We start from the raw sequence: 17,772 nt of genomic DNA, 5'->3' as shown, positions 1-17,772 counted from the left end.
CGGCCGTTCTTGCCGGTGATCTCCCGGCCGGTCTCGGGATCGACCCCGATCGTGTAGTCACCGGACGGCGCCGACAGCAGCTCCTGCACCTTCTCCGGGGTCAGCTCGTCCGGCGGCAGGTCCTCCGGCACCGAGGCGCGCCGCTCGGACTCCGGCGGGCCCTGCTGGACGTACGGGCCGTACCGCCCGACCCGCACCACGATGTCGCTGTCCGGCCCGAACAGCTGGATCGAGTTGACGCCGCGGGCGTCGATGTCCTCCAGCCGCTCGGCGATCAGCTTCTTCAGCCCGCCCTGGGAGGAGATCCGGCCGTCATCACCGCTGGGCTCGCCGTCGGCGATGCCGAAGTAGAACCTGCGCAGCCAGTCGACCCGGGAGGTGGCGCCGCCGGCGATCGAGTCCAGGTCGTTCTCCACCGAGGCGGTGAAGCCGTAGTCCACCAGCCGGCCGAAGTGGCCCTCGAGCAGGCCGACCACCGCGAAGGCCACCCAGGACGGCACCAGCGCGGCGCCCTTCTTCCAGACGTAGCCGCGGTCCTGGATCGTCTGCATGATCGAGGCGTAGGTGGACGGCCGGCCGATCCCGAGCTCCTCCATCGCCTTCACCAGCGACGCCTCGGTGTAGCGCGACGGCGGGCTGGTCGAGTGCCCGGTCGGCTCCAGCGAGCGCGCCCCGAGCCGGTCGCCGCGGCTGAGCTGCGGCAGCCGCTTCTCGCTGTCGTCCCGGCCGGACTCGCCCGAGCCACTGCCCGAGTCGGCCGCGTCGTCGGTGTCCTCGACGTAGGCCCGCAGGAAGCCGGGAAAGGTGATGGTCCGCCCGGAGGTGGCGAACTCGGCCCGCTCGCCGGCCACCGAGGCGCCGGCCAGCCGGATCGACATGGTGGTGCCGACCGCGTCGGACATCTGCGAGGCCAGGGTGCGCTGCCAGATCAGCTCGTAGAGCCGGAACTCGTCCGAGGACAGCGCCTGCGCCAGTTGACCCGGCGTGCGGAAGGTGTCGCCCGCCGGCCGGATCGCCTCGTGCGCCTCCTGGGCGTTCTTGACCTTGCGACTGTAGTGGCGCGGCTCGGCCGGGACGTAGGCGTCGCCGTAGAGGTCGCGCGCCTGGCTCCGGGCCGCCGTCAGCGCCGTCTCGGACAGGTTCGTCGAGTCGGTGCGCATGTAGGTGATGTAGCCGTTCTCGTACAGCCGCTGGGCCACCCGCATGGTGACCTGGGAGGACCAGCGCAGCTTGCGCCCGGCCTCCTGCTGCAGCGTCGAGGTCATGAACGGCGGGTAGGGCCGGCGGCGGTAGGGCTTCTCCTCGACCCGGGTCACCGCGAAGTCGACGCCGGCCAGCCGGGCGGCCAGGCCCCGGGCGCCGGCCTCGTCCAGGTGCAGCACCTCGCGGGAGGCCCGGCCGGTCGCCGGGTCGAAGTCCTTGCCGGTGGCGATCCGCTCGTCGTCCAGGCCGACCAGGGTGGCGCTGAAATGCTCGGGATCGCCGTCCTTGCGCACGGCGGGGGTGAAGGAGCCCTCGATGTCCCAGTAGTTGGCGGTGTGGAAGGCCATCCGCTGCCGCTCGCGCTCGACCACGATCCGGGTGGCCACCGACTGCACCCGGCCGGCCGACAGCCGCGGCAGCACCTTCTTCCACAGCACCGGCGACACTTCGTAGCCGTACAGCCGGTCCAGGATCCGGCGGGTCTCCTGCGCGTCGACGAGGTGGGCGTCGATCTCCCGGGGCTCGGCCACCGCCCGGGCGATGGCGGCGGGGGTGATCTCGTGGAAGACCATCCGGCGCACCGGCACCGACGGCTTGAGCGTCTGCACCAGGTGCCAGGCGATCGCCTCGCCCTCGCGGTCCTCATCGGTGGCCAGGTAGATCTCGTCGGCGTCCTTCACCAGCGCCTTGAGCTTGCTGACCTGCTGCTTGCGGTCGGGGCTGATCACGTACAGCGGCTCGAAGTCGTGCTCGGTGTCGACGCCGAGCCGGGCCCAGGGTTGGCCCTTGTAGGCGGCGGGGACGTCCGCGGCATTGCGGGGCAGATCCCTGATATGGCCGATGGACGCCTCGACGGTGTACCCCGAGCCGAGATACCCGCCGATCGTCTTCGCCTTCGCAGGGGATTCCACGATCACCAGCTTGTTGCCGGTGGCCGCTCTCTTCCCACGTGCCTGTGCCACAACCGCTCCTGTCTGCGATCACCTGGAGTGATCGTGAAGTACCACCATGTTGCATGCCGCTGCGGCGGACGGTACCCCACTCGTGCCCTGTCCCGCCGATTCCTCCCGCAGTCCGGTCCCTCTTCCCGCAAGCGCATTCAACGGCCGATCATGGCCGCTGTCTGCAGCGATGAGTCTCAGATCACGGCGCTGAGCGCCTGGATCAGGCGGGTGTCGGGGCTGCCGGAGCTGGCCGCGGCGATCTGCGGTGATGTCACTGGACCTCCTTGAGGAATTGCTCGACGATCTGCTCCGGCCCCAGGGTGAAGTCGATGGCCACCCCGAACTCGTCGGCGCCCAGTGGCTCCAGGGTGGCGTACTGCGAATCCACCAGGGCGGCGGGCATGTAGTGGTGGCGCCGCTGCCCGACCCGCTGGGTGACCACCTCCGGCGAGCCCGCCAGGTGCAGGAAGCACAGCCGGTCCGAGGCCGTCCTGAGGACGTCTCGGTAGCTGCGCTTGAGCGCCGAGCAGGCCAGGACGGAGCCCTCCTGCTCACCGCGCAACCAGTCGGCGCACCGGGCCAGCCACGGCGAGCGGTCGGTGTCGGTCAGCGGGTGGCCGGCTGCCATCTTGGCCTTCAGCTCGGCAGTGTGGAAGTCGTCGGCGTCGGCGAACGGAACGCCCAGCTGGTTGGCCAGGATGCCGCCGACCGTGGTCTTGCCGCAGCCCGAGACACCCATCACGACGACCGTGGGGTGGCGGCCGATGTGCATGGAACCGAATGTAGACCCGTTCGCCTGCGTGGGTCGTCCGATCAGCCGCGCGGCCAGTCCGGCCCGCAGCCGGCCGGTGGCGCGCCGATCAGCTCGGCCAGCCGGCGCAGTCGTTTCACCGAGGTGACCCGCCAGCCGGCGCCGATCCGGCTGCCGACCTCGACCGCGGTGACCCCGAGCCTGGCCAGCTGGCCGCCGGCGATCCGGTGCAGCTCGCCATCGGGGTCGGGCATCCGCAGCAGGAACCCGGCCTCCTCGGCCCGGCCGGCCGCGATCGCCCACAGCCGCAGTGCCGAGGCGCTCAACGCCAGGTCGGCCGGCGGCCGCAGCGCGGCGCCCCTGGTCCAGCGCAGCGCGTGCGGGGCCAGCCGCTCGGTGATCTGGGTGCGCACCGCGATCAGGTCGCCGGGCGCCGCGGCGGTGTCGGAATCCAACCCCCGGTCCGCGAGCTCCGCCCGCAGCGCCTCGGCCCGCCACTGCTCGGGCACCAGCACCGAGAGCCGGGCGGCCGCTCCGCCGTCGGCGCGCACCCAGTCGCCGCCGGCGAACAGCACGCCGTCCAGATCCTCGACGAGCGGATCTGCGGCCTCGGCGCCGAACAGGGAGAACTGCACGCCGCGATTGTCCATCACCGGAGCGGGCCGGCTGGTCCCGGACGCGGCCGGCTCGGCCTCCGGACGCCAGATGCCCCCGACGCTCAGCGCATCGGGGGCATCTGGATGCCGTGCAGCGGGTGGGTCAGCCCCACCCGCAGCGGGAGGTCAGCCGACCCGGGCGACCGCCTGCGCCTCCGCGGGGTCGTCGTTGAGGGTGGAGGCCCGCCGCTTGGCGATCACGATGGCGGCGATGATCACCGCGACGGCGACGAGGGAGATGATGATCCGGATCCCGGCGTTGGCGTCGTCGCCGATCGAGAGCTGGACGACGGCCGGCGCGATCAGCACCGACACCAGGTTCATCACCTTGATCAGCGGGTTGATCGCCGGGCCGGCGGTGTCCTTGAACGGGTCACCGACGGTGTCGCCGATCACCGTGGCCGCATGCGCCTCCGAGCCCTTGCCGCCGTGGATGCCGTCCTCGACCAGCTTCTTGGCGTTGTCCCAGGCGCCACCGGAGTTGGCCAGGAACACCGCCATCAGGGTTCCGGTCGCGATCGCGCCGCCGAGGTACCCGGCCAGCGGGCCCAGGCCCAGCCCGAACCCGACCGCGATCGGCGCCATCACCGCGAGCAGGCCGGGGGTGATCAGCTCCCGCAGCGAGTCCCGGGTGCAGATGTCGACGACCCGGCCGTACTCCGGCCGCTCGGTGCCGTCCATGATCCCGGGGTGGTTGCGGAACTGGGCGCGGACCTCGTACACCACGGCGCCGGCGGCACGGGACACCGCGTTCACCGCGAGGCCGGAGAACATGAACACCACGGCCGCGCCGATGATGACGCCGACCAGGGTGTTCGGGCTGACGATGGTGTTGGCGAAGTTGGTGTTGTCGGCGATCTCGCCGCCGGTCTTGGCCACCGCCGTGCTGATCGCATTCTGGTACGAGCCGAACAGCGCGGTCGCGGCCAGCACCGCGGTGGCGATGGCGATGCCCTTGGTGATGGCCTTGGTGGTGTTGCCCACCGCGTCGAGCTCGGTGAGGATCTGCGCGCCCTCCGGGCTGACGTCGCCGGACATCTCGGCGATGCCCTGGGCGTTGTCCGAGACCGGACCGAAGGTGTCCATGGCCACGATGACGCCGACGGTGGTGAGCAGGCCGCAACCGGCCAGCGCCACCGCGAACAGGGCGACCCATACCGAGGAGCCACCCAGCAGGAACGCCCCGAACACGGCCGCGGCGATCACCAGCGCGGTGTAGACGGCCGACTCGAAGCCGACCGAGATGCCGGCCAGGATCACCGTGGCGGCGCCGGTCAGCGAGGAGTTGCCGACGTCCTGCACCGGCTTGTGGTCGGTGCCGGTGTAGATGCCCGTCAGCCAGAGGATGACGGCGGCCAGCACGATGCCGATCAGCACCGCGATGATCGCGATCAGGGCCGGGTTGCCGTTGAGGGCGAGGATGTCCTGCCCGACGCCGTTGAGGTCGGAGAAGGAGGTGGGCAGGTAGACGAAGGCCGCGATCGCGCAGAGCACGGCCGAGATCACGGCGGAGATGTAGAAGCTGCGGTTGATGGTGGTCAGGCCGCCCTCGTTCGGCCGGGACCGGGTGATGAACACGCCGATGATGGCGGTCAGCACGCCGATGGCGGGCACGATCAGCGGGAACAGCAGGCCCTTGGTGCCGAAGGCGACGGTGCCCAGGATCAGCGAGGCGACCAGCGTCACCGCGTAGGACTCGAAGAGGTCTGCCGCCATGCCGGCGCAGTCACCGACGTTGTCACCGACGTTGTCGGCGATGGTCGCGGCGTTGCGGGGGTCGTCCTCGGGAATGCCGGCCTCGACCTTGCCGACCAGGTCGGCGCCGACGTCGGCTGCCTTGGTGAAGATGCCGCCGCCGACACGCATGAACATCGCCAGGGTGGCGGCGCCGAAGCCGAAGCCCTCCAGCACCCGGGGGGCGTGGTCGGTGTAGGCCAGCACCACGATGGAGGCGCCGAGCAGTCCCAGGCCCACGGTGGCCATGCCGACCGCGCCACCGGTGCGGAAGGCGATCCGGGTGGCGCGTTCGCGTCCGGCGGTGTTGGCGGCCGCGGCCACCCGCAGGTTGGCCCGGGTGGCCAGCCACATGCCGAAGTACCCGATCATCGCGGAGAAGAGCGCGCCGACCAGGAAGAACACGGAGCGGCCGACCCGCTCGGCGGTGTCGTCGGCGGGCAGCGCGAACAGCAGCAGGAAGACGACCACGACCACCACCGAGAGCGTCCGGAACTGGCGCTTCAGGTAGGCCTGGGCGCCCTCCTGGACCGCCTCGGCGATCTGGATCATCTTCGGGGTGCCCTGGTCATAGCTGAGAACCTCGCGGAACAGGACGAACGAGAAGATCAGCGCGACGACGGCCACCAGGCCGATAACCATGACCAGCGCGCGGTCGCCGCCGGAGAACGCCAGGTCGGCGAGATCTCCCGTCGGGGCGGCAAGCGCCGGGTGGGACAAAGCCATAACGCGTACTCCTTCAGCCATCGAGATCAGTGTGGATCGCCCGACAGCATCGGCACAGCGGCTCGCCCGGGGTCGGGGCCGAAGCTGCTTAGCGGGAAGTCACCATCGTGCGGCTGCGCCGCAGTCTAAGGGACGCCTTATTCCCCCGTGCGCAGGCTCCGGCCCAGCGACGTGCGACTGGTCACACCGGCAGGTATCCGGCGCCTTGTCGAACCGGTCGTGCGATGTCCTGATCCTGTTCTGGCCGGGCGTTCTCGCTGTCAACCGGCCCCGATCGCAGCCGGCACGGTGGCGTAGATCTCGAAGACGGCGTCGAGCCCGGTGATCCGGAACAGCTTGAGCATCCGGTCGGACGTGCACACCAGCCGCAGCTGTGCGCCGGCCTGCTGCGCCTGGTTGCGGGCCGCGACCAGCACCCCCAGCCCGGTCGAGTCCAGGAACGACAGGCCGGTCAGATCGACCACGACCGACTGCCCGCCGGCGATGACCTGGAGCAACCGGTCCTGCAGCTGGGCCGCCGAATGCAGGTCGACCTCACCGCGGACTTCCAGCACGGTCAGGTCGCCGGCGCCGGATGCGGTCATGCTCAGGCTCATCGGCGACCTTTCCTGGCAGTTCCTGGCAGCGGAGATTGTCAGCGGTTCGTGCTTGGCTGAGCATACGTTTCGGCTTTTCCTGGATGACTGGCAGCGCTTACGCAGGCCGTGCCCGGCCGCCCGGGTGCCAGCAGACCGCGAGCAGACCGCGAGCAGAGTGGGGGGCAGACCGATCGATACCGCGCATCCGCTGCTGGCCGACCTACTCACCGGCTGCCCGCCCGGCGAGACCCCGCTGCGCCATGTGGAGCAGGTCCCGGCCCGGCCACCGGTCGCCGCGGACTGGCCGGACTGGGTGGCCGCCGACCTGCTCGCCGCGCTGGCCGCCGGCGGCATCGACGCGCCCTGGCCGCATCAGGTCGAGGCGGCCGAGCACGCTTGGGCCGGCGACTCGGTGGTGATCGCCACCGGCACCGCGTCGGGCAAGTCGCTGGCCTACCAGCTGCCGATGCTGTCCGCGGCGCTCACCGAGCCCAGGTCCCGGGTGCTGTACCTGTCCCCCACCAAGGCGCTGGCCGCCGACCAGCACCGGGCGCTGACCGCCCTGGGCCTGGCCGGGCTGCGGGCAGCCACCCTGGACGGCGACACCCCGTTCGAGGAACGGGACTGGATCCGCCAGCACGCCAACGTGGTGCTGTCCAATCCCGACCTGCTGCACCGGACGCTGCTGCCCCAGCACCAGCGGTGGGCCAGCTTCCTGCGCCGGCTGCGGTTCGTGGTGATCGATGAGTGCCACCACTACCGGGGGCTGTTCGGCTCGCACGTGTCCCTGGTGCTGCGCAGGTTGCGCCGGCTCTGCGCGGCCTACGGCTCGGCGCCGGTGTTCGTGCTGGCCTCGGCCACCTCGGCGACCCCTGGCCAGTCGGCCGCGCGGCTGATCGGGCTGCCGGTGCGGACGGTGGACCAGGACCGCTCGCCGCGCGGCTCACGGACCTTCGCGCTGTGGGAGCCGGCGCTGGCGCTGGCCGGCAGCCAGCAGTCGGCGCCCATCCGGCGGGCCGCGGGGTCCGAGGCCGCCCGGCTGATGGCCGACCTGGTGATCGCCGGCGCACGCACGCTGGTGTTCGTCCGGTCCCGGCGCAGCGCCGAGCTGACCGCGCTGGGCGCCAAGAACCACCTCGCCGAGGCGGGCGCGGCAGAGCTCGTGGACCGGATCGCGGCCTACCGGGGCGGCTACCTGGCGCAGGAGCGCCGCGCGCTGGAGCGGTCGCTGACCAGTGGCGAGCTGCTCGGGGTGGCGACCACCAACGCCCTGGAGCTGGGCGTGGACATCACCGGGCTGGACGCGGTGGTGCTGGCCGGCTATCCCGGGACGCTGGCCTCGCTGTGGCAGCAGGCCGGCCGGGCCGGGCGCCGCGGCCAGGACGCGCTGGTGGTGTTCATCGCCCGGGACGACCCGCTGGACACCTACCTGGTGAACAACCCGGCGGCGATCTTCGCGCGGCCGGTGGAGGCCAGCGTCACCGATCCGGGCAACCCGCACGTGCTCGGGCCGCACCTGTGCTGCGCGGCCGCCGAGCTGGCGCTCAGACCCGCCGATGTCGAGCTGTTCGGCGGCCCGGCGGCGGCCGAGCCGGTGCTGGCTGCCCTGGTGGAGCAGGGCCTGCTGCGCAAGCGTCCGGCCGGCTGGTTCTGGACCGACCGGAACCGCCCCACGGCGAACCTGCGGGGCTCCGGGCAGCCGGTCACGGTGGTGGACTCGGGCTCCGGCACGCTGCTGGGCACCGTCGATGCGGCGACCGCCCCGGCGACGGTGCATCCGGCGGCGGTGTACCTGCACCAGGGCAGCTCGTTCGTCGTCGACGAGCTCGATCTGGAGCACGGCGCGGCGCTGGTGCATCCGGAGGATCCGCCGTGGACCACCTGCGCGCAGGAGATCACCGACATCACGATCCTGGCCACCGAGCAGAGCGCCATGCTGGACGGGGTCAGCGTCCAGTGGGGCTCCGTCGAGGTGTCCCACCAGGTCGTCAGCTTCCAGCGCCGCCGGTTCAGCGGCGAGCTGCTGGATGAGACCCCGCTGGACATGCCGCTGCAACGGCTGGTCACCAAGGCCGTCTGGTACACCCTGGACGACGTGCTGGTCAGCGAGACCGGCCTGGAGCAGATGGACCTGCCCGGTGCCCTGCACGCGGCCGAGCACGCCGCGATCGGGTTGTTGCCGCTGTTCGCCAGCTGTGACCGCTGGGACATCGGCGGGGTGTCGACCGCCCAGCACGCCGACACCGGCCGGCCCACCGTCTTCGTCTACGACGGGCATCCCGGCGGCGCGGGGTTCGCCGCCCGCGGCCATGCGGTGCTGCCGGACTGGCTGGCCGCGACCCGGGCGGCCATCGGGAGCTGCGAGTGCCTGGCCGGCTGTCCGTCCTGCATCCAGTCGCCCAAGTGCGGCAACGGGAACAACCCGCTGGACAAGCCCGGGGCGCTGCTGGTGCTCGATGCGGTGCTGGCCCGGCTGACGAGCCCGTGATCAGCCAGGCGACTACCGTGAAACCGGCCGGCAGCCAGCCGGGGTGAGCAGGCACAGTCAGCAGTGGGGAGGCAGCAGTGAGCACAGTGACGCGCGGCAACGACATCATCGACGGCGTGCCCGGGGTTCGGTTCGCGACCACCGCCCGGCCGGACTCGCCGGAAGAGCAAGCGCTGCAGCGGGTCCAGGCGACCCTGTCGGACGGGACCACGTCACTGCCCGATCCCACCACCCTCCCGCAGCTGGCGCTACAGAGCGTCCAGGTCGTCGACGGCACCTCGTACTCGGTCATCACCCTGTGGGTGCCCAACGCCCAGGAATCCGAGGCGGCCGAGGCATTGCGGGGCGAGGGCTTCGAGGTCTGGTAGCCCACCGGCGCCTTGGTCCGGGCGGTGGCGGCCCTCGTCCGCAGCATCGCGTCGTCATCCGGTGATATCGCGCGATGTTGACGGTCGTCGCGGATTCGCTAGGCTCGTGCCGGTCGCAGCCCGCTTGGAAGATAGAAGCAGAGCAGCGGCGGCCAGCCTCGTCCCCCGGGAGACCCATGTCCGCCTTCGCGCTCACCGCTGAGCAGCTGGCCTACGCGCGCGAGGTCCGCGAGATTGCCGCCCGGGAGCTCCTGCCGCTGGCCGAGCGAGGCGCCGAGGGCCACGTGAACCGGCCGCTGCTGGAAGCGCTGGGCAAGCACGGGCTGCTGGGCCGGCTGTTCGCCGGCAGCGGTCGGTCGGCCGCTGCCATGGAGCTCTGCCTGCTGCGCGAGACGCTGGCCACCGTCAGCACCGAGGCCGAGACGGCGCTGGCCCTGCAGGCGCTGGGCAGCTACCCCTTCCTGCTCTTCGGCACCGAGAGCCAGGCGCAGCGGTACCGCGACGGGGTGGCCGCCGGGACCGTCATCGCCTCGTTCGCGCTGTCGGAGGCCGAAGCCGGCTCCGACGCCGCGGCGCTCCAACTGCGGGCCGAGCCGGACGGCAACGGCTGGCGGCTGACCGGTGAGAAGACCTGGATCTCCAACGCCCCCGAGGCCGACGTCTACACGGTCTTCGCCCGCACCACGGCCGACGCCCGCGCCCGCGGCATCACCGCGTTCGTGGTGGCCGGGGACTCAGCCGGTCTGACCGGCGAGCATCTGGACATGCTGGCGCCGCACGCGATCGGCCGGCTGGTCTTCGACGGCGTCCGGGTCGAGCGTGCCGACGTGGTGGGCGAGGTCGACGCCGGCTTCAAGATCGCGATGCGCACCCTGGACGTGCTGCGTCCCAGCGTCGGCGCCTTCGCGGTCGGGATGGCCCAGGCGGCGCTGGACGCCGCGATCGCGCACACCACCGGCAGGCAGGCCTTCGGCGGGGTGCTCAGTGATCAGCAGGCGGTCAGCCACCTGCTTGCCGAGATGGCCACCCGGGTCGAGGCCAGCCGGTTGCTGGTGTACGCCGCCGCCTCGGCCTACGACAGCGGCGCGCCGGCGGCCCAACTCACCCGGCAGGCGGCGATGGCCAAGCTGTTCGCCACCGAGAGCGCCCAGTTCGTCGTCGATGCGGCCGTGCAGCTGCACGGAGCCCGCGCCCTGCAACGCGGGCACCTGCTCGAGCGGCTGTACCGGGACGTGCGGGCGCCGCGGATCTACGAGGGCGCCTCCGAAGTGCAGCGCACCATCATCGGGCGGTCCCTGGTGCAGACCGCGGCAGGGCCGGCTGGACAAGGAGACCGAGCATGACGAACAGGTTCCGCGCCTCCGTCCCGATCACCGAGGACTGGCAGCACTTCGACTTCGCGGTCGCCGACGGCATCGCCACGGTGACCCTGAACCGGCCGGAGAAGCTCAACCCGCTGACCTTCGAGAGCTACGCCGACCTGCGGGACCTGGTGCAGCAGCTGCCCTACCGCGACGACGTGCGGGTGCTGGTGATCCGGGGCGCAGGCAAGGCCTTCTGCGCCGGCGGCGACGTCAACGAGATCATCGGCGAGCTGATCAAGATGCGCCCGCGCGAGCTGATGGCGTTCACCAAGATGACCGGCGACCTGATCCGGGCGATGCGCGAGGTCTCCGTCCCGATCGTGTCCGGCATCCAGGGCATCGCCGCCGGAGCGGGCTCGGTGATCGCGCTGGCCTCGGACTTCCGGGTGGTGACGCAGTCCGCCCGGTTCGCGTTCCTGTTCACCAAGGTGGGGCTCTCCGGCGGGGACATGGGCGCGGCCTACCTGCTGCCCCGGATGGTCGGGGCCGGCCGGGCCACCCAGCTGCTCATGCTCGGCGACACCATCGACGCGGCGACGGCCGACCGGTACGGCCTGGTCAGCGAGCTGGTGGCCGACGAGGACCTCGACGCCGCGGTGGCGAAGCTGGCCACCCGGCTCGCGTCGGGGCCGACGCTGGCCTACGCCCAGACCAAGGCGCTGATCACCCGCGAGCTGGACATGTCCCTGGCCGGCGCGATGGAGATGGACGCGATGACCCAGGCGCTGTTGATGACCACCGATGACCATGCCGAGTTCCATGCGGCGTTCAACGAGCGCCGGCCACCGCGCTGGAGCGGGCGTTGACGGTCCCCGCCCGGGTCTGCCTGGTCGCCGGCGCCAGCCGCGGGATCGGCGCCGCGGTCGCTGCCGCGCTGTCCGGCGAGGGGCACCGGGTCGCGCTGCTGGGCCGGGACACCGCCGCCCTGGATCGCGTGGCCGGGGCACTGCCGGGCCCCGCCCTGATCGTGCCGGCCGACGTCACCGACGCCAGCGCCGTGGAGGCCGCGTTCGAGCGGATCGAGCGGGACTGGGGGCCGGTGGAGGTGCTCGTCTGCAGCGCCGGCGCCGGGTTCGCCGCCCCGATCGTCGACACCTCGGACTCGGACTGGGCGCGGATGCTCGATCTCAACCTGACCGCCCCGTTCCGGTTGATCCGCAGGGCGCTGCCGTCGATGACCGAGCGCGGCTGGGGCCGGGTCGTGGTCATCGCGTCGGTGGTGGGCAAGCGCGGCGAGGCCCAGGTCGCGGCCTACACCGCCTCCAAGCACGGCGTGCTGGGGCTGGTCCGGGCCGCGGCGTCCGAGCTGGCCCGCACCGGGGTGACGGTCAACGCCGTCTGCCCGGGCTACGTCGACACCCCGATGACCGAGGCCACCGTCCAGGCGATCGCCGCCCGCAGCGGCCGCAGCCCCGAGGACGCGCGGGCCGCGCTGGCCCGCCGACAGCCGATCGGGCGGTTGATCGACCCGGACGAGGTGGCCGAGGCGGTGCGGTTCTGCGTGCGCAACGCCGCGGTCACCGGGCAGGGAATCAATGTCGACGGAGGAGCGGTGCAGTCATGAGTGATCGCGTGGGAACGAGTGGACGCGAAGAGCTGGTGACGGCATGACCCTCGAGCGGATCAACCCCGAGGAGCTCGGCCGGCCGTCCGGCTTCGCGCACGCGGTCCGCGCCACCGACACCGTGCGGGTGTACCTGGCGGGGCAGACCGCCCTAGACAAGGCCGGCGTCATCGTCGGGGCGGGCATCGTGGAGCAGTTCGAGCAGGCGCTGTCCAACCTGCTGACCGCGCTGGCCGCCGCCGGTGGCCGGCCCGAGCACCTGGCCACGGTCACGATCTACATCGTCGACATCGCCGACTACCGGGCGCACGCCCGCGAGATCGGCGCCGTCTGGCGGCGGCTGGCCGGCACCGAGTACCCGGCGATGGCCGGCATCGGGATCGCCCGGCTGTGGGACGAGGAGGCACTCGTCGAGCTGCAGGGCGTGGCCGAGATCCCGCGCTGAGCTCAGTCGTGGAGAGCCTGCATCGCATGCTCGTGCGCCAGCGGGCGCAGCATGCCGCTGAGCTGGCCGAACAGCTCGGCCGCCGCGACGCCGTCCCAGGACGCGGGCAGCACCTCGACCGGCAGGCCCGGGTCGAGGTAGCGCAGCCGTCGCCACGCCGTGAGCATCCGGACGTAGGAGGCGAAGGCCTGGCCGCCGTCGGGCGGCTGTTGTGCCAACCGCCGTCCCACCAACCGGTAGTGGCTGACGAACTGGGCGTACTTGGCGGCGAGATCGTCCAGGTCCCACCAGTCGCGCACCCGCCCGGGCAGCTCGGCGTAGCCGAGGTACTGGCCGCGGAAGATGTCGACGTAGGCCGACAGCCGCTGGCGCGCGAGCACGTCGCTGACCTCGGCGGCCAGCGCGCCCGGCGCGAGCCAGACGCCCGGCGCCACCGGGCCGAAGCCGAGACGGGCCAGCCTGGTCCGCAGCTCGTGCCGCTTGCCCCGCTCGGCCTCGGGCACCGTGAAGACCACCTGCACCCAGCCGTCGGCCAGGCTGGCCGGCCGCTGGTCGAAGATCCGCCGATCGCCCTCGCGCATGACCTCCAGCATCGACGGCGAGAGCGCGTACCCGGCAGCTCCGTCGATCCGCAGGCTGTGCAGGATGTCCCGGCGCTTGAGCCGCGAGATCGACGAGCGCACCGCCTGGCCGTCGATGCCCAGGTCTGCCATCAGCCGGACCACCCCGGCGATCGGCAGCCAGTTCGGCTGCTCGCGCGCGTACAGCCCGTAGATCGTGACGATCAGCTGCCGCGGTTGGGCCTCGGCCAGCAGCTCGTCCGGGCCGGCGGGCCTGGCGAGGCTGGTCATCGGACCTCCTTGGCGCGCGAGCTCCCGCCAAGATATCGCGCGTTCTTGACTGTCGTCACAAGTAGAGAATACTGGCAGCCGTCCGTGGAGAAGGGGACGAACAGTGGAGCTCTCGCCGTCTGCTCACGTGGACACGTTCTGCCGGGACAACCTCCCCTCCCAGGAGCAGTGGCCTGACTTCCACTTCGACCTGCCCGAGCTGCAGTACCCGCAACGGCTCAACTGCGCGGCGGCGCTGCTGGACGAGGTGGTGGCGGCCCACGGCGCCGACCGGCCGGCGTTGCGCACCGCCGAGGAGACCTGGACCTACGGCGAGCTGCTCGCCCGGTCGAACCAGCTGGCCCGGTACCTCAGCGAGGACGCGGGCCTGCTGCCCGGCCAGCGGGTCCTGCTGCGCGGGCCGAACAACCCCTGGCTGGTGGCCTGCTGGTTCGCGGTGCTCAAGGCCGGCGGCGTCATGGTGCTCACCGTGCCGATGCTGCGCAGCGGCGAGATCACGCCGCTGATCGAGCTGACCCGCGCCACCCTGGCGATCTGCGACTCCCGATTCACCGACGACCTGATGCCGGCCGTCACGGCGGCCGGGATCCCGGTGCTGAGCTACGGCGGCGGGGGTACTGAGGACCTGATCGTCCGGTGCGCCGAGAAGCCGACGGCATTCGACAACGTCGACACCGCGGCCGACGACGTCGCGCTGCTGGCGCCGACCTCGGGCACCACGGGCATCCCCAAGGCGACGATGCACTTCCACCGGGACGTGCTGGCGATCGCCGACACCTTCGGCAAGCACCTGGTGGCGGGCCGCCCCGACGACATCTTCACCGGCACCCCGCCGCTGGCGTTCACCTTCGGCCTCGGCGGGCTGCTGGTGTTCCCGCTGCGGATCGGCGCCTCGACGCTGCTGATCGAGCGGGCCACCCCCACTGAGCTGGCCGAGGCGGTCGAACGGTTCGGAGCCACCGTGCTGTTCACCGCGCCGACTGCGTACCGGGCGATCCTGCGCGCCGGGCAGCAGCACCGGCTGGCGGGCGTGCGGCGCGCGGTGTCGGCCGGCGAGCACCTGCCCCGCCCGGTGTGGCAGGAGCTCCACGACAAGACCGGCATCGAACTCATCGACGGCATCGGCAGCACCGAGATGCTGCACGTGTTCATCTCCGCCGCCGACGGCGACATCCGGCCGGGCGCGACCGGCAAGGCGGTGCCGGGCTACACCGCGGCCGTGCTCGATGCCGAGGGCAACCCGGCGCCGGACGGCACGGCGGGCCGGCTGGCGGTCGTCGGCCCCACCGGTTGCCGCTACCTGGCCGATCCCCGGCAGGCGGTGTACGTCCAGCACCGGTGGAACGTCACCGGCGACACCTACATCCGCGACTCCGACGGCTACTTCTGGTACCAGGCGCGCAGCGACGACATGATCGTCTCGTCGGGGTACAACATCGCCGCGCCGGAGGTCGAACGGGCGTTGGAGCAGCACCCGGATGTCGTGGAGTGCGCGGTGGTGGGCCGGCCCGATCCCGAACGAGGCGCCACCGTGCACGCCGTCGTCGTGCTGCGCGAGGGCGCGGCGCAGGACGAGGCGAAGGTCGCCGAGCTGCAGGACTTCGCCAAGCAGACCATCGCCCCGTACAAGTACCCACGCTCCATCGAATTCGTCCCGGCGTTACCGCGCACGTCTACCGGAAAGGTTCAACGATTCCGGCTCCGGGAAACCGAGGCTGCGCGCTAGCGCCGGGGTGGCCGCGCCGGCCGGCAAACAGGGTCCGGTCGGCGCGGTGCCCCATGCGGAGAAACCGCAGAAGGAGAAATGAGCATGCGTATCGCCGTCATCGGCGGGGGTCCCGGCGGGCTGTACTTCGCCGCGCTCGCCAAGGCGTTGGACCCTGACGCCGCGATCGACGTCTGGGAGCGCAACGCCGCCGAGGACACCTTCGGCTTCGGGGTGGTGTTCAGCGACGAGACCCTCGGTGGCATCGAGCACGCCGATCCGGTGATCTACGCCCGGATGGCCGAGCAGTTCGCCCGCTGGGACGACATCGACATCCACTACCGCGGCACCCTGACCACGGTGGGCGGGCAGGGCTTCGCGGCCATGAGCCGCAAGACGTTGCTGCAACTGCTGCAGGAGCGCTGCGCCGAGCTGGGCGTGCGGGTGGCCTTTCGCAGCCAGGCGCCGGACGTCGACACCCTGAGCCTGGAGTACGACCTGGTGATCGCCTGCGACGGGGCGAACTCCGGGGTGCGCACCAAGTACGCCGACGTGTTCCGGCCGTCGCTGGAGGTGGGCCGCAACAAGTACATGTGGCTGGGCACCGACCTGGTGTTCGAGGCCTTCAAGTTCTACATCTGCCCGACGCCGTACGGGGTCATGCAGGTGCACGGCTATCCCTATGACGCCACCGGCAGCACCTTCATCGTGGAGATGCATGACGACGTCTGGCGCCGGGCCGGTTTCGCCGAGTCGGCAACCACGGTGTTCCCGCCCGGGGTCAGCGACGAGAGATCCGTGGCACGGGTGCAGGAGCTGATCGGCGACATCCTGGACGGTCACCAGATCCTGAAGAACAACTCCAAGTGGCAGAGCTTCACCACCATCTCCAACGGCACCTGGCGAAACGGCAACGTGGTGCTGCTCGGCGATGCCGCGCACACCGCGCACTTCTCGATCGGCTCGGGCACGAAGCTGGCGATGGAGGACGCGCTGGCGCTGGTGGCCTGCCTGCACGAGCACGACGGCGTGCCGGCCGCCCTGGAGGCCTACGAGACCGAGCGCCGCCCGGTGGTGCTCTCGACCCAGCGCGCCGCCCGGGCTTCGCTGGACTGGTTCGAGAACATCGGCCATTACGTCGCCCAGCCGCCGGAGCAGTTCGCGTTCAACATCGTGACCCGCAGCCGGCGCATCACGTACGACAACCTGCGGCTGCGTGACCCGGAGTTCGTGGCGGGCATGGATGCCTGGTTCGCCCGGCACGAGGCGGGCCGGCTGGCCACTGCGGCGGACCGGCTGGCCACTGCGGCGGACCGCGGGCCGGTGGCTGATCGGCAGGCCTGTCCGCCGATGTTCCACCCCTTCCGCCTCGGGCAGCTGGAGCTGAAGAACCGGGTCGTCGTGTCGCCGATGGACATGTACTCAGCCGTCGACGGGGTGCCGACCGACTTCCACCTGGTGCACCTCGGCTCGCGGGCGCTGGGAGGCGCCGGGTTGGTGATGACGGAGATGGTGTGCGTGTCACCCACTGCGCGGATCACCCCCGGCTGCGGGGGGCTCTACACCACTGAGCAGGAGCGGGCATGGGCTCGGGTGGTCGACTTCGTCCACCGTGAGAGCACCGCCAAGATCGGCGTCCAGCTCGGCCACTCCGGGCGCAAGGGCTCGACCAAGCTGATGTGGGAGGGCATCGACGAGCCGCTTCCCGAGGGCAACTGGGAGATCGTCGCACCGTCCCCGCTGCCCTACTCGCCGGCCAACGCCGCACCGCGCGAGCTGACCCGGGCCGACCTCGAGGAGATCAAGGCCGATTTCGTCGGGAACGCCGCCGCCGCCGCGCGCGCGGGTTTCGACCTGCTGGAGCTGCACTGCGCGCACGGCTACCTGCTCTCGTCGTTCCTGTCCCCGCTGTCCAACGTCCGCACCGACGAGTACGGCGGTGACCTGGCCCACCGGCTGCGCTACCCGCTCGAGGTCTTCGACGCGGTGCGCGCCGCCTGGCCGTCCGACCGTCCGATCAGCGTCCGGATCTCGGCCACCGACTGGTACGAGGGCGGCAACGACGTCGAGGAGGCGGTCGAGATCGCCCGGGCGTTCGCCGAGCACGGCGCGGACGCCATCCATGTCTCGACCGGTCAGGTGGTCAAGGACGAGAAGCCGGCCTACGGACGCAGTTACCAGACGCCGTATGCCGACCGGATCCGCAACGACATCGGCGAGCGCTACGGCGTGGCGGTGATCGCGGTGGGCGCCATCTCCTCCTACGACGACGTCAACTCGGTGCTGCTGGCCGGCCGGGCCGATCTGGTGGCGGTGGGCAGGCCGCACCTGTACGACCCGCATTGGACGCTGCACGCGGCCGCCGACCAGGAGTACCGCGGCCCCGGCGCGGACT

General features: G+C 71.7%; 14 protein-coding genes. 8 read left to right on the top strand and 6 right to left on the bottom strand.

Going from position 1 to position 17,772, the window contains the following annotated elements:
* From topA to VF612_RS10210, 5 genes are all read right to left on the bottom strand, one after another.
* Window positions 1–2,165, bottom strand: a 2,165-nt coding sequence (topA, locus tag VF612_RS10230; protein ID WP_408659748.1) for a type I DNA topoisomerase, incomplete at its 3' end; no start/stop codon positions are given.
* Window positions 2,166–2,418: 253 nt separating this feature from the next.
* On the bottom strand, window positions 2,419–2,919 hold the full coding sequence (locus tag VF612_RS10225; RefSeq protein WP_408659747.1) for a gluconokinase: 501 nt from the start codon (window positions 2,917–2,919) through the stop codon (window positions 2,419–2,421).
* A gap of 41 nt (window positions 2,920–2,960) precedes the next feature.
* The gene (locus VF612_RS10220; protein ID WP_408659746.1) at window positions 2,961–3,548 is read right to left on the bottom strand and encodes a hypothetical protein; all 588 of its coding nucleotides are present in this window, start codon (window positions 3,546–3,548) and stop codon (window positions 2,961–2,963) included.
* A gap of 132 nt (window positions 3,549–3,680) precedes the next feature.
* A complete protein-coding gene (locus VF612_RS10215) occupies window positions 3,681–6,014 on the bottom strand; it encodes a sodium-translocating pyrophosphatase (protein WP_408659745.1) in 2,334 nt (777 codons plus the stop codon).
* 260 nt (window positions 6,015–6,274) lie between these two features.
* Window positions 6,275–6,610, bottom strand: coding sequence for an STAS domain-containing protein (locus VF612_RS10210; protein ID WP_408659744.1), 336 nt, complete (start codon window positions 6,608–6,610; stop codon window positions 6,275–6,277).
* A 157-nt stretch (window positions 6,611–6,767) separates the two neighbouring features.
* Between VF612_RS10210 and VF612_RS10205 the strand changes: the two genes are divergently transcribed.
* The 6 genes from VF612_RS10205 to VF612_RS10180 all read left to right on the top strand — a co-directional run bounded on the left by VF612_RS10205 (window position 6,768) and on the right by VF612_RS10180 (window position 12,821).
* Complete coding sequence (locus VF612_RS10205; protein ID WP_408659743.1) at window positions 6,768–9,080, top strand: DEAD/DEAH box helicase; 2,313 nt, start codon at window positions 6,768–6,770, stop codon at window positions 9,078–9,080.
* Between the two features lie 77 nt (window positions 9,081–9,157).
* The gene (locus VF612_RS10200) at window positions 9,158–9,448 is read left to right on the top strand and encodes a hypothetical protein (protein WP_408659742.1); all 291 of its coding nucleotides are present in this window, start codon (window positions 9,158–9,160) and stop codon (window positions 9,446–9,448) included.
* Window positions 9,449–9,624: 176 nt separating this feature from the next.
* Window positions 9,625–10,791: an acyl-CoA dehydrogenase family protein gene (locus VF612_RS10195; protein ID WP_408659741.1), complete on the top strand. Its 1,167-nt coding sequence runs from the start codon at window positions 9,625–9,627 to the stop codon at window positions 10,789–10,791.
* Window positions 10,788–11,618 (top strand): enoyl-CoA hydratase family protein, encoded by an 831-nt coding sequence (locus VF612_RS10190; protein WP_408659740.1) that lies wholly within the window; start codon window positions 10,788–10,790, stop codon window positions 11,616–11,618. The genes VF612_RS10195 and VF612_RS10190 overlap by 4 nt, the downstream gene beginning before the upstream one ends.
* Entirely contained in the window at window positions 11,615–12,376 is a 762-nt protein-coding gene (locus VF612_RS10185) for an SDR family NAD(P)-dependent oxidoreductase (protein ID WP_408659739.1), read from the top strand. Before VF612_RS10190 ends, VF612_RS10185 begins: the two co-directional genes overlap by 4 nt.
* Before the next feature lie 43 nt (window positions 12,377–12,419).
* Window positions 12,420–12,821, top strand: a complete 402-nt coding sequence (locus tag VF612_RS10180; RefSeq protein WP_408659738.1) for a RidA family protein — start codon at window positions 12,420–12,422, stop codon at window positions 12,819–12,821.
* Between the two features lie 2 nt (window positions 12,822–12,823).
* Here the strand turns inward: VF612_RS10180 and VF612_RS10175 are convergent, their stop codons facing one another.
* Window positions 12,824–13,672, bottom strand: a complete 849-nt coding sequence (locus VF612_RS10175; RefSeq protein WP_408659737.1) for a PaaX family transcriptional regulator C-terminal domain-containing protein — start codon at window positions 13,670–13,672, stop codon at window positions 12,824–12,826.
* Between the two features lie 103 nt (window positions 13,673–13,775).
* Here VF612_RS10175 and VF612_RS10170 point away from each other — a divergent pair, with 103 nt between their 5' ends.
* Both VF612_RS10170 and VF612_RS10165 read left to right on the top strand, forming a co-directional pair.
* Window positions 13,776–15,398 carry an AMP-binding protein gene (locus tag VF612_RS10170; RefSeq protein ID WP_408659736.1) on the top strand — a complete coding sequence of 541 codons (1,623 nt, stop codon included), beginning with the start codon at window positions 13,776–13,778 and terminating at the stop codon, window positions 15,396–15,398.
* 84 nt (window positions 15,399–15,482) lie between these two features.
* Window positions 15,483–17,772, top strand: a 2,290-nt coding sequence (locus tag VF612_RS10165) for a bifunctional salicylyl-CoA 5-hydroxylase/oxidoreductase (RefSeq protein WP_408659735.1), incomplete at its 3' end; no start/stop codon positions are given.

Source organism: Jatrophihabitans sp. (assembly GCF_036388195.1).
In the GTDB taxonomy this organism is placed as follows: Bacteria; Actinomycetota; Actinomycetes; order Mycobacteriales; family Jatrophihabitantaceae; genus Jatrophihabitans_A.
Note: the sequence above shows the minus strand (reverse complement) of the source record. Positions and strands in the feature narration are given on the sequence as shown.